The organism is Streptomyces sp. NPDC058685 (genome assembly GCF_042714725.1).
Taxonomy (GTDB): domain Bacteria; phylum Actinomycetota; class Actinomycetes; order Streptomycetales; family Streptomycetaceae; genus Streptomyces.
In genome coordinates this window covers 87,883-98,871 of the sequence record NZ_JBHXSL010000027.1, presented here as the reverse complement: position 1 = coordinate 98,871, position 10,989 = coordinate 87,883, and the positions used below count along the sequence as shown (strand labels likewise).

General features: G+C 71.0%; 11 protein-coding genes. 3 read left to right on the top strand and 8 right to left on the bottom strand.

Annotated features, from left to right (window positions below; translation table 11 throughout):
* Positions 1-44 precede the first annotated feature (44 nt).
* Positions 45-560 (bottom strand): pyridoxamine 5'-phosphate oxidase family protein, encoded by a 516-nt coding sequence (locus ACFWU3_RS22005; RefSeq protein WP_384440050.1) that lies wholly within the window; start codon positions 558-560, stop codon positions 45-47.
* Between the two features lie 45 nt (positions 561-605).
* Here ACFWU3_RS22005 and ACFWU3_RS22000 point away from each other — a divergent pair, with 45 nt between their 5' ends.
* The gene (locus tag ACFWU3_RS22000; protein WP_384440047.1) at positions 606-1,085 is read left to right on the top strand and encodes a MarR family winged helix-turn-helix transcriptional regulator; all 480 of its coding nucleotides are present in this window, start codon (positions 606-608) and stop codon (positions 1,083-1,085) included.
* Between the two features lie 53 nt (positions 1,086-1,138).
* Here the strand turns inward: ACFWU3_RS22000 and ACFWU3_RS21995 are convergent, their stop codons facing one another.
* The 6 genes from ACFWU3_RS21995 to ACFWU3_RS21970 form a co-directional block, all read right to left on the bottom strand.
* Positions 1,139-1,744, bottom strand: a complete 606-nt coding sequence (locus ACFWU3_RS21995; protein ID WP_384440045.1) for a hypothetical protein — start codon at positions 1,742-1,744, stop codon at positions 1,139-1,141.
* A 195-nt stretch (positions 1,745-1,939) separates the two neighbouring features.
* The gene (locus ACFWU3_RS21990; RefSeq protein ID WP_384440042.1) at positions 1,940-3,847 is read right to left on the bottom strand and encodes a transglycosylase domain-containing protein; all 1,908 of its coding nucleotides are present in this window, start codon (positions 3,845-3,847) and stop codon (positions 1,940-1,942) included.
* Positions 3,848-3,916: 69 nt separating this feature from the next.
* Positions 3,917-5,161: a sensor histidine kinase gene (locus ACFWU3_RS21985; RefSeq protein ID WP_384440039.1), complete on the bottom strand. Its 1,245-nt coding sequence runs from the start codon at positions 5,159-5,161 to the stop codon at positions 3,917-3,919.
* Positions 5,162-5,163: 2 nt separating this feature from the next.
* On the bottom strand, positions 5,164-5,877 hold the full coding sequence (gene cseB / locus ACFWU3_RS21980; protein ID WP_384440036.1) for a two-component system response regulator CseB: 714 nt from the start codon (positions 5,875-5,877) through the stop codon (positions 5,164-5,166).
* Positions 5,877-6,623 carry a hypothetical protein gene (locus ACFWU3_RS21975; RefSeq protein ID WP_384440033.1) on the bottom strand — a complete coding sequence of 249 codons (747 nt, stop codon included), beginning with the start codon at positions 6,621-6,623 and terminating at the stop codon, positions 5,877-5,879. The genes cseB and ACFWU3_RS21975 overlap by 1 nt, the downstream gene beginning before the upstream one ends.
* Positions 6,624-6,874: 251 nt before the next feature.
* Positions 6,875-7,858, bottom strand: a complete 984-nt coding sequence (locus ACFWU3_RS21970) for an aldo/keto reductase (protein ID WP_384440030.1) — start codon at positions 7,856-7,858, stop codon at positions 6,875-6,877.
* Positions 7,859-8,037: 179 nt separating this feature from the next.
* Between ACFWU3_RS21970 and ACFWU3_RS21965 the strand changes: the two genes are divergently transcribed.
* The gene (locus ACFWU3_RS21965; protein ID WP_313942594.1) at positions 8,038-8,478 is read left to right on the top strand and encodes an SPW repeat protein; all 441 of its coding nucleotides are present in this window, start codon (positions 8,038-8,040) and stop codon (positions 8,476-8,478) included.
* 195 nt (positions 8,479-8,673) lie between these two features.
* Positions 8,674-9,903, top strand: a complete 1,230-nt coding sequence (locus ACFWU3_RS21960) for an MFS transporter (RefSeq protein WP_384440027.1) — start codon at positions 8,674-8,676, stop codon at positions 9,901-9,903.
* Positions 9,904-9,981: 78 nt separating this feature from the next.
* On the opposite strand, the gene ACFWU3_RS21955 is transcribed toward ACFWU3_RS21960, so the two are convergent.
* Positions 9,982-10,941 (bottom strand): endonuclease/exonuclease/phosphatase family protein, encoded by a 960-nt coding sequence (locus ACFWU3_RS21955; protein WP_384440024.1) that lies wholly within the window; start codon positions 10,939-10,941, stop codon positions 9,982-9,984.
* Positions 10,942-10,989 lie beyond the last annotated feature (48 nt).

The window sequence follows — 10,989 nt, the reverse complement described above, 5'->3', positions numbered from 1 at the left end:
GGGGCCCCCCCCGCCCCCCCCGGGGGCGGCCCGCGGGCCGTTGCTCAAGCGGCCGCTGGCGAGGACCAGTTCAGATGGGGCTTCTTGCCGAGCAGTGCGGCCATGCCGCTGACACGCAGGCGATAGGGGTCGAGCCTCAGCAGTGAGGTCGTCCCGCCCTCGGGCCCGTCGGGGAAGCTGCTCCAGAAGTCGAAGCCGAGGGGCGGCGGTGCGTCCCGGAACCGTTCCCAGATACGCGTCCGCGTCGCGGTGTCCTCGATCCACTCCACCGCGCAGTCCGCGAGGGCGACATCGTGGGTCGGGTCCCAGTAGGAGCAGGTCGCATAGGGCATCCGGGCCAGATGGGCCACCTTGACCGGGGTGGGCCGGGTGACGATCCAGCCGGTGAGGCCCGTCTCGGCGTACTCCCACCAGGGATGAAGTATCCGGCCGCGCGGCCGTCCGCGGGTGTCGACGGTGGCCACCGTGCACCAGACGATGCGGTGGGCGACGCTGATGAACTCCTCGGCGATCTCCGCCGGGACCAGAGTGGTCCGCGTGTGAGCATTTTCCACAACCATGGTTGTACGTTACCGGATGCACAACCGGGGTTGTACTCTTTCGGGGTGACCGATTTCGATCCGGCCGACGCCGGTCTCTCGCTGCTCTCGCTCTTTGCGGGCTGGGGTCTCGCCGACGACCTGCAACGGCGGCTGGCGGCCGACGGCTTCGACGACAGCCGTTTCGCCGACGGTGTGGTGTTCCAGCATCTGATCGAACGGCCTCTTGCCATCGGCGTACTCGCCGAGCGGCTCGGGGTCACACAGCAGGGGGCGTCGAAGTCCGTCGCCGATCTGGAGCGGCGCGGCTACCTCGTGCGACGGGCCGATCCCGCCGACGCACGGGCCCGCCTGGTCGATCTCACCGAACGGGGCCGGGGGGTGATCACCGCGGCGCGCCGGCACCGGGCGGCGATCGAGGGCGAGGTGATCACCGCGCTCGGGGCCGAACGGGTCGACGCCGCCCGCCTCCTGCTCGCCGATGTCCTCACGCATCTGGGCGCGGACGCCCCCTTGCGGATGCGCCGGGCGAAGCCGCCCCGCTGAGTGCCGGACATCCGGCGCATGGCGGGCCCGTCATCGGACCCGCCATCGCGCGGTCACGGCAGGGCGGGGACCTCGGGGGCAATCGCGGTGGCAGGCAGTGCGGGCGTCGCCTGGAGGGCGGCGGTCTCCGCCGGGGCCGCGGCCGGAAGGCTGACACCCGACAGCAGACCGGTCACCGTGCCGAGCACCGTGTCGAGCAGACCGGTGACGACACCCAGCAGCGAGCCGACCACGCCTGTGAGGCCGGACGTGACGGCGCCCAGCAGCTCGTCGAGCGTCTTCTGGAGGTCGGCCAGCGCGTCGCCGATCACGTCCGCGCGGACGGACCGGTCCGTACGGTTCATCTCCAGAGTGGCCATGGCCACCTGAAGGTTGGTCTTGTGTCTGATGGCCGTCGCGAGCGGCATGCGCCCGGCGTCCGTCGCCAGCACATCGGTGAGGAAGTCGGTCATCGCCGGCGGAACGCCGTGCGTGTGACGCATGACCTCGACCTGCCGGCTCAGCTCGGTGGCGCCGGGGATGGCGGACTGTGTCGCGGCCGCGGCGGGGATGGTGTCGGGGACGGAGGTCACAGCGGCCGCGGGGCCGACCGCCGTGAAGACGAGCGCAGCGCACAGGGCGGGCGGTGTCAGAACGCGGGTCACTGATGTGAGACGCATGCAGGGGTTCCTTCCAGAGATGGGACTGCCTCTCACTCACCGTGTGAAGGTGATCAACCCTGCGCAACAGTGAAGCGTACCGCCGATCGGGCGGATCTCCGCCCGTCCGAAGGCGCTGACCAGCGGTTTTCTGCTGGTCCGCCCTCGGGTTGCGCCTGCTGCATCCGTGTGAGTCCGGCGTGCCGCCGGCGCCGCTCAGCCGAACGTCGGCTCGGGCGCCGCCCCCGGGAAGTACGCTTCGCCACCGCCGAGCGCCGTCTGCGTGTAGGTCATCCACATCCTGGCCGGGTGTCCCTCCCCGGCGTTCGGCAGCGGTATCTGCTTGTGCGTGGTGGCGTTCTCGCCGAACAGCCCGATCGTCGTGAGCAGTTCCTCGGTCGAGCCGACGAACCACTCCGCCTTGCCGTCGTCACTGCGGCCGGAGTTCTGAGTGACGTCCTCGCGGCCGTCCTCGGTCCACATCGACGGCACGGCATCACGCCGGCCCGATGCCCGGCCGAGGACGTCGGTGACCGTTTCGGCGGCCAGTGAGCTGATGGCACGGCCTCCGACCGGGTCCCGCAGCGGTGTGACCTCGCCGTCCCGCTGGGCCGACTTCACGATGGACGGGGTGACCTTCTTCCCGTCGTGCCGGAACCCGGCGTAGACACCCGCGATCTCCAGCGGACTCGCCCCCATGAGACCGAGGGACAGGGCCTGTTGCGAGGCGACATCCCGCGGCTTCAGGTCCATGCCGAGAGCGTTCGCGGTGTCCATGATCGTGTCGTCGTCGGCCGGTGCGCGCTCGTCGGCCTTGGCCTCCATCGACGCCGCCACGACGACGGGCTCGAACAGGGGACCGATCTGGTAGTCGGCGCGTGTGGCGTTGCTGATGTACTGGCGCATGTAGTCCCGGCCGCCGTACAGGGCGACGACATGGCCGCTCCTCGGGTCCATCGACACGGCTGCCGCCTGGATGTTCTTGTCCAGCACGGGCCCGCCGGGTGTGCCGCCCGCCGCGGAGACCGTCTTCTCCAGGGCCTTCTGCTTGCGGGGGTCGACGGTGAGCGTGATCCGCCAGCCGCCGCCGGCCAGCTCCTGCTCGCTCACCCCGGACGCCATCAGTTCGCGCCGGGCCGCTTCCACGAGATACCCGGTCTGCCCGGAGAGACCCGCCGTCGGGGACGGTCCCACGGGCACGGGGAACGTCATCCGCCCGCGCACGGTCTTGTCCAGCCAGCCCTGGCCGACCATGTTGTCGAGCACGTAGTTCCAGCGCTGGGTGACGAGGCGCTTGCCCTCAGGGCCGGCGATCGCCCAGTCGTACTGGCTCGGGGCCTGCAACAGCGCTGCGAGATAGGCGCCCTGTTCCACCGTCAGCTTCTCGACCTCCCGGTGGTAGTAGGCCCGGGCGGCCGCCTGGATGCCGTAGGCCTGACGTCCGTAGTAACTGCTGTTCAGATATCCGGCGAGGATGTCGGACTTGGAGTTCCGCTGGTCGACCTTGAGCGAGATGATCAGTTCCTTGACCTTGCGGGTCACGGTCTGTTCCTGGCTCAGGTAGTAGTTCTTCACGTACTGCTGGGTGATGGTCGAACCACCCTGTGTGCCACGGCCGGTGACGGTGTTCAGGATGCCGCGTGCCGTGCCGGAGAACGAGACACCGGAGTCGGTGTAGAAGTCCTTGTTCTCGGCGGCGACGAAGGCGAGCCGGACGTCCTTTGGCACCCGGTCGATCGGAACCGTCTCACGGTTGATCTCGCCGGTACGGGCGAGCCGGCTGCCGTCGCTGAAGAGATACACATTGCTCTGCGCCTTGGCCAGATCATTGGCGCGCGGAATGTCGATCGCGACGTACAGGACGGCGAACGTGCCCGTCACCAGCGCGCATACGGTGATGAGAGCGGCGAGCGCCTTCCGCCATGTGAGCAGCCGGCGCAGCCCGCGCCGCTTCCGCGCCTTCTGCCGCGGGGACCGGTGCCGGCGCCGCCGGGTGAGCGCCCGGCCGCGCCGCCGTGAGCGCCGTCCGGAGTCCTCCGTGACCGCTCTCGGCGAACCAGTCCCGCCGGCCTCGCCCGTGCTCGGCAACTCCGCTGTCCGGTCAGGACTCCCAGTGGTTCGCATGGCGCCATCCTCAGCGCCGAAGATCTTCGGAAACCCGAAGCGAGCCATCGGCTCTGCCTCGGAGATGTATCAGCCGTGTATCGGCTCTTTCGGGGGAAGCCGAAGGGTGGCCACCGCACCGCCGTCGGCGGCGTTGGCGAACTCCAGTCGCGCCCCGATCACATGAGCCTGGCCGATGGCGATGGTCAGACCCAGGCCATGACCGGTACCGCGCTCGCGCGCGCCCGTGCGGAACCGCTGCGGACCGTCGTCGAGCAGAGTGTCGGGATAGCCGCGTCCCCTGTCCCGTACCGTCACGGTCCGCCCGTCAGCGGCGACGGTGACCGTGACCGGACGGCGGCCGTGCCGGTGCCCGTTGACGATCAGATTGGTCAGGATGCGCTCCAGCCGGCGCGGATCGGTCCACACCTCGGCCGTCGGCGCGTCGTCCTCGACGACGAGTTCGACCGGCTCCGCCGGCAGCCCGTGAAGTCTCGTGATGTCCTCGACGAGACAGCTGAGCCGGCAGGGCGACAGATCGGCCTCCTCCGCCCCCGCGTCGAGGCGGGAGATCTCCAGCAGATCCTCCACGAGGGCGGCCAGAACACGCACCCGGTCGCGTACGAAGGAGGCCGCTTCACCGTCGGGAAGCAGTTCCGCCGCCGTGACCAGTCCCATCAACGGGGTGCGCAGTTCGTGTGCGACGTCCGCCGTGAACCGCTGCTCGCTGCGCAGCCGTTGCTGCAGTGCGGCGGCCATGGTGTCGACGGCGGCGGAGATCTCGGCGATCTCGTCCCGGGGCCGGGGCGGCGCCTCGATACGGGCGTCGAGGTCCCCGGCAGCGATGCGCCGGGCTGTGCCGGCGGCGGACCGCAGCCGGCGGCTCATGCCCCCGGCGATGATCACGCCGAGCGGCAGCACGGCCGCGGTCGTCAGGGCGCCGGCCCAGGCGATCGTCGTGTCCAGCGCGCTGATGTCCCTCAGCGTGGTCGTCATGTCGATCCGTACGGACAGGACCTGCTCGCCGGCGGGGCGCGCGGCCCACATGGCCGGACCGGTGGGCCGGGTGGAGAACTCCGTCCCCTGATGGCCTCGGTCCGCGATCCCGCGCAGCCCCGCGGGCAGCCCGGGAGCGTCGAGCACGGCGCCCGTGCCCTCGACCGTGCCCGTACGGGCGTAGGTCACCGCGGCCCGGTCGAGCGTGGTGCGGGCGGCGTCGCGCGCCTGGGTGAGTTCGCGGTCGCGGGAGGCGTGATGGACGAGGACACCGACCGCGGCGGCGACCGAGCAGATCGCGGCGGCGACCAGGGCGGCGATACGCCATCTCAACGGCATGGTCAGCGCCGGAACTTGTAGCCGAAACCGCGGACGGTCTCGATCCGGTCGGACCCGATCTTCGCCCGCAGCCGCTGCACATGGAGGTCGACGACCCGGGTGTCGCCGTGCCAGGCGTGGTCCCACACCCGGCTGAGCAGGGTCCGGCGTTCGAGCACCACGCCCGGGGAGGCGGCGAATTCGAGCAGCATGCGCAGTTCGGTGGGGGTGAGGGCGACGGGCGCCCCGTCGCGGAGCACGTCCATGCCGCGGGTGTCGATGGTGAGTTCGCCGAAGACGAGGACCGCGGTCTCCGGGGCCGTGTCGGGGACCGGGGTGAAGGACGCGCGACGCAGCAGGGAGCGGATACGGGCCACGAGCACCGCGCTCTCGCACGGCTTGACGACATAGTCGTCGGCGCCCGCCTCCAGCCCGGAGACGACGTCGAGGGAGTCGCCGCGTGCGGACATCATCAGGATCGGGGCGAGGCTGAACTCCCGGATACGGCGGCAGAGTCCGATGCCGTCGAGGTGCGGCAGCATCACGTCGAGGAGCAGCAGATCCGGGTTGCGCTCCCGGAAGATCTCCAGGCCGGTCAGGCCGTCGGCGGCCGTGGAGACAGTGAAGCCGTACCGCTCCAGCAGCATGCGGACGGTGCTGCGGATGACCTCGTCGTCCTCGACGAGCAGCAGATGTGCCTCTTCGGCCGTGCCGGGGGATATGTGGGGGCTGCTCATCATGGCGTCCTGGTCGGGGGGATCGGTGTCGCGGGGTTCGGGGGGACCGGTGTCGCGTCGGCCGGGGGCGCCGGCGTCACGGAGGGCTCGTCACCGCCGAGGGCGTCCTGCGGTGCGGTCGAGACGAGTTCGGTGCCGTTCCAGCGGTAGCGGGTGGTGAACCGGCCGTCCTTGCCGGTCGAGGAGAGGATCAGGTCGTTGCCGAGGGTCACGCCCGTGGCGCCGATGGTGTTCCAGCTGATGAGGATCGGCCGCACGGACGTGCCGAAGGCGCGGTAGACCTGGACCAGCGTCAGGCCGCCGACCGGATCGTCGAGGGCCACCACCAGCTCGTCCCTGCCGTCGTCGGTGAGATCCCGGTACACGGGTGTGCGCAGGCCGCAGCTGCCGCCGGGACAGCTCTGCAGGGCGGTGCGCACGAGCTGAGGGACGTTGGGGTCCTGCTCCAGCAGCCGCAGGACGGAAACCCGCCGCAGGTCACCGGCGGGCACCTCGATGCCCTTGACGTTCACATAGCGCCGGTAGGGGGCGGCGGTCTCACCCTCGTCGGGGGTGGGCCCCGAGTACTGGGGCCACAGCGGTGAGGCGGAGACGGGCGGCGACACCTGGGGGGCGGCTCCGTCGTCGCGGGCGCCGGTGTCGGCCGCGCACCCGGCGATTCCCGCGGCCGTCAGGCAGACGGCGAGAACGGCCGGCACCGGCCGCCGGAAGCGGTGGTGGCGGGTGCGGCGGGAGGAGTGGCGCATAGGGCCATCACCCTACCGGCGGGGCCACCGGGCCCCTCCGGTAGGTGCGGGAGGGGCCGAGGCGCCGGGTGCTGCCGGCGGTCGTGCGTGATGGTTCGTGGACCGGGTGCTGCCGGCGGTCGTGCGTGATGGTTCGTGGACCGGGTGCTGCCGATGGCCGTGGGGCCGGTGCTGCCTACCGTCGTACGGCCCGGAGTCGCCGGCGGTCGTACGTCCTCGGGCTGTCGGCCGTCGCGTGGCCGCGAGCCGAGTCACCAGCGGTGGTGGACCTGCGCGCGGATCCTGCGGTCGTACAGGTCCCGCACCGCGTCCAGCGTGACCTGCGGCAGCGGGGCGAGTGCGGCCGCCGCGGCATTGGCGCGCGCCTGCTCGGCGGACCGGGCGCCCGGGATGACGCTGGTGACACCGGGCTGCTGGATGATCCACCGCAGGGCCGTGGCGGCCGGTGTCGCTCCTTCCGGAGCGAGTGCGGCGAACTCGGCCGCGGCCTCGACGCCCGTGCCGTAGTCGACGCCGGAGAAGGTCTCGCCCTGGTCGAAGGCCTCACCGTGGCGGTTGTACGTGCGGTGGTCGTCGGCCGTGAAGACCGTGTCCTTCGTGTACTTGCCCGACAGCAGGCCGGACGCGAGCGGCACCCGCGCGATGATGCCGACGCCCGACTCCACGGCGGCGGGCAGGACCTCTTCCAGAGGCTTGAGCCGGAAGGGGTTGAGGATGATCTGCACACTCGCCGTGCCCGGGCGGGCGATGGCGGTGAGCGCTTCGGCGCAGGTCTCGACGCTGACTCCGTAGGCCGCGATCCGCTTCTCCGCCACGAGGGTGTCGAGCGCGTCGAAGACGGCGTCGGAGGAGTACACGGAGGACGGCGGGCAGTGCAGCTGCACCAGATCGAGGGTGTCCACACCCAGGTTCCGGCGGGAACGATCGTTCCACGCGCGGAAGTTGTCGAGGACGTAGTTCTCGGGGAGCTGGTCGACGCGGCGACCCATCTTGGTGGCGACGACGACGCCGGCGTCCGGCCGCTCCCGCAGATAGCGGCCGATCAGCTGCTCGCTGCGGCCGTCACCGTACACATCGGCCGTGTCGAAGAAGGTGACGCCCGCGTCCACCGCGGCGTCGAGCACGGCGAGGGCGTCCTCCTCGCGGACATCACCCCAGTCCGCGCCGAGCTGCCACGTGCCCAGCCCCACGACGGAGACGTTCCGACCGGTCCTGCCCAAGACGCGCTGTTCCATGAGCGGCATCCTATTCAGCCGGTTTCGCGATCAGGCGTCGCGGGGCGGGCGCGGAGCGGATATCGGAATCTGTCGCTCCGGATCACTACACATAAGGAACAGATAAGCGCAAACTGGAGGAGCGTGGCTCTGCCGCGCGACGCGGTCCGACTTGCAGCGAGAAGAAGGAGGCGAGTCGCATGGCCGACGTTTCACACAGGGGAGACCTCGCGGGTCATCCCGACATCGACGAAATGCAGGACCGCTACGCACGTGTGCTCGGCGGACGTGATGTGGCCCTGGTGGACGGCCCGGTGTTCCTGGTCGGCCTCGCCTGTGCGGTCTCCCCATGGGTGGTCCACTTCGCGGGCAACCAGCCGGCACTCGCGATGCACAACCTGATCATGGGTATCGCCATAGCGGTGCTCGCGATCGGTTTCACCGTCATGCCGGCGCGGATGTACGGCCTGAGCGGGGCGATGTGCGCCATGGGCGTGTGGTTGATCATCGCACCCTGGATCGTGGGCAGCAGCCCGGACGCGGGAGTGATCTGGACCAACATCATCATCGGCGGTCTCACCTTCCTGCTGGGGCTGGTCTGCACGGCCGTCGCGATGAGGAGCAGTCGCACCTCCATGTGACGGTGTTTCCTCGACGGGATGTGCGCAGAGCGCCGGTCGGCCCGCCCCGTGGCGGGTCGACCGGCTTCGCCGATGAACGCTTGCCGGTAAATGGCCCAGTCGATACGAGCCCAAGTGGCCAGTGTTCTGGGCCATTCGGCTTCCTAGGGTGAAGGGCAGAGCGGCCGGAACGGTCGCACCCTCCCGAGGAGCCGCATGCCCCTGCGTATCGTGCCGCCGAGCGGATCCCCGCGGACGCTCGCCCTCGCCCAGCTGGTGAACTCGCTGGGCGACGGCGCTTATTACGTCTGCTCCGCCCTGTACTTCGCCCGGGTCGTCGGACTCTCACCGGCCCGGATCGGCCTGGGCCTCACCGTGGCCTGGGGCATCGGCTCACTCGCGGGCGTGGCACTCGGTCAGCTCGCCGACCGCAGAGGGCCGCGGCCGACGGCGGTCGTCCTGGCGCTCGCCACTTCGGCCTCCGTCGCCTCGTTCCTCTTCGTGCGCTCCTTCCCCCTCTTCCTGCTGGCCGCCTGCTGCTACGCAACGGCTCAGTGCGGACTGGCCGCTGCCCGCCAGGCGCTGCTCGCCTCCCTGGTGGCGAAGGAGGAGCGGACCGGAACGCTCGCGTACCTCCAGTCGACGCTCAATGCCGGGCTCGCCGTCGGCGCCGCGCTCGGCGGCGTCGCCCTGCACTTCGGCAGCCGCGAGGCGTATCTGTCGGTCTTCGTCCTCGACGCGGCGGCCTTCGCGCTCTGCGCCCTGGTCCTGCTGAGGCTGCCCGATGCCCGAGTCGACCGCCCGCCGCACCGGACCGCCGCGACGCAGCAGGCGGTGTTCCGAGATCCTCCCTACGCCGTGGTGACCTTCCTCAACATGATCATGCTGCTGCGCATGCCGCTGATCAGCCTCGCCATCCCGCTGTGGATCGTGGAGCGGACATCGGCCCCCGGCTGGACCGTCTCCGCACTCCTTGTGCTCAACACCGGTGCGGTGATGCTCTTCCAGGTCCGCACGGCCGCCGCCGTACGCGATCTGCCCAGCGCCACCAGGACAGTTCGGCGCGGTGGCGTGGCGATGCTCGCTTCCTGCGCGGTCTTCGCCCTCTCGGCCGCCGCGGGAGTACCGGCCCGGGTCGCCGTCGCCGTGCTGCTCGCGGGGGCGGCGCTGCAGGTGTGGGGCGAGATGATGCAGTCGGCCGGCGCCTGGCAGATCAGCTTCGACCTCGCCCCCGCCGGGCGGCACGGCCAGTACCAGGGCTTCTTCGGTGCGGGTGTACCCGTGGCGCGGATGCTGGGGCCGGTTCTGCTGACCACGCTGGTCGTGGGCCTGGGTGTCGTCGGGTGGCTGATCCTGGGCGCGTTGTTCCTCGCGGCCGGACTGGCCATGGGACCCGCGGTGCGCTGGGCCGGGAGGGCCCGGACGGCGGTGGCGTACGCCGTGTGACGGACGTGTCGGGCGCACAGGAGCAACCCGCACCTGGGCAAGTCGCCGGGGCCGGCGGTCCGTCCCGGTCATCCACCGTCAGTCGCCGAGCCGTATCCAGACCGGCGCGTGGTCGGAGCCCGTGGCATCGCGGCGCTCGGTGGGGACCTCGTCGACCGACGGAAGCGGCGGCGGTTCGGCGGCGCCGACGATGCCGGTGCCGGCCGCCGCGACCCGGTCGAGGAGCTGATGGCTGATCAGGATGTGATCGATGAGCTCGGGCCGTCCGGCGTGGACACGGGAGTAGCGCCGGTCCTCGGGAATCCACGGCGCCACGTTCCACAGGCGCGTCGCATCGCCCTTGTCCTCGCGCAGGAAGCCGGGCGTGCCGATCTCGGAGCCCGGCGGGCCGTGCAGGATCTGTGTCGTGGCGGCGGCCGGCTCGTCGTTGAGGTCGCCCAGGACGACCACGGCACGCTCCTTGCCCTGTTCCGCCAGCAACTCGTCGGCCACGGATCGCATGGTCACCGCCTCGGCACCGCGGCGGAACAGCGCGTAGGCCGCGTACCGCGCCCGCTCGCCCTCGTCGTGCGGCTGGAACCGGTTGCCGGGAAAGCTGAGCAGCTTGGACTTCAGATGGCAGACGGCCACCCACATCTGCGGCCCGTCGTCCGGCTCGACGCGCACCGCGAGCGCCCCGCGGCCCATCGTGGCGGTCGGGTCGGCGCTGTCGTCGCTCTGCACGGCACGCAGCCGCTGCGGGAACGTCTGGGTGTCGGAGACGACATCGAGCGGATGCCTGCTGAGAAATCCGACGCGGATGCCCCGGCCGTCCGGGTGCTCCGACAGCGCCGTGTGCCAGGTCCCCGGCAGCAAGCCCGCCAGGTCCTTCAGCGCCTCGGGGTCGCCGACCTCCTGGATGCCGAGGACGGTCGGTCCGAGCGCTTCGACGGTGGCGGCGAGCGCGGCGAGTTTCGCTTCGTAGACGACCCCGTCACGCGGCCCGTAGGGCCCTCCGGGCCGGTAGAGGTTCTCGAGGTTCCATGTCCCGAGGAGCATGGCCGGCTCCCGTCCTGTGACTGCCCGGACTGCCATCGTGTCAGTGCT

What these genes read in the sequence shown, in the direction of transcription:
- cseB (WP_384440036.1), bottom strand. Translation starts at nt 5,877, where the DNA reads ATGAGCAGCCCCCACATATCCCCCGGCACGGCCGAAGAGGCACATCTG.
- ACFWU3_RS21990 (WP_384440042.1), bottom strand. Translation starts at nt 3,847, where the DNA reads ATGCGAACCACTGGGAGTCCTGACCGGACAGCGGAGTTGCCGAGCACG.
- ACFWU3_RS21960 (WP_384440027.1), top strand. Translation starts at nt 8,674, where the DNA reads ATGCCCCTGCGTATCGTGCCGCCGAGCGGATCCCCGCGGACGCTCGCC.
- ACFWU3_RS21975 (WP_384440033.1), bottom strand. Translation starts at nt 6,623, where the DNA reads ATGCGCCACTCCTCCCGCCGCACCCGCCACCACCGCTTCCGGCGGCCG.
- ACFWU3_RS21995 (WP_384440045.1), bottom strand. Translation starts at nt 1,744, where the DNA reads ATGCGTCTCACATCAGTGACCCGCGTTCTGACACCGCCCGCCCTGTGC.
- ACFWU3_RS21965 (WP_313942594.1), top strand. Translation starts at nt 8,038, where the DNA reads ATGGCCGACGTTTCACACAGGGGAGACCTCGCGGGTCATCCCGACATC.
- ACFWU3_RS21955 (WP_384440024.1), bottom strand. Translation starts at nt 10,941, where the DNA reads ATGCTCCTCGGGACATGGAACCTCGAGAACCTCTACCGGCCCGGAGGG.
- ACFWU3_RS21970 (WP_384440030.1), bottom strand. Translation starts at nt 7,858, where the DNA reads ATGGAACAGCGCGTCTTGGGCAGGACCGGTCGGAACGTCTCCGTCGTG.
- ACFWU3_RS22005 (WP_384440050.1), bottom strand. Translation starts at nt 560, where the DNA reads ATGGTTGTGGAAAATGCTCACACGCGGACCACTCTGGTCCCGGCGGAG.
- ACFWU3_RS21985 (WP_384440039.1), bottom strand. Translation starts at nt 5,161, where the DNA reads ATGCCGTTGAGATGGCGTATCGCCGCCCTGGTCGCCGCCGCGATCTGC.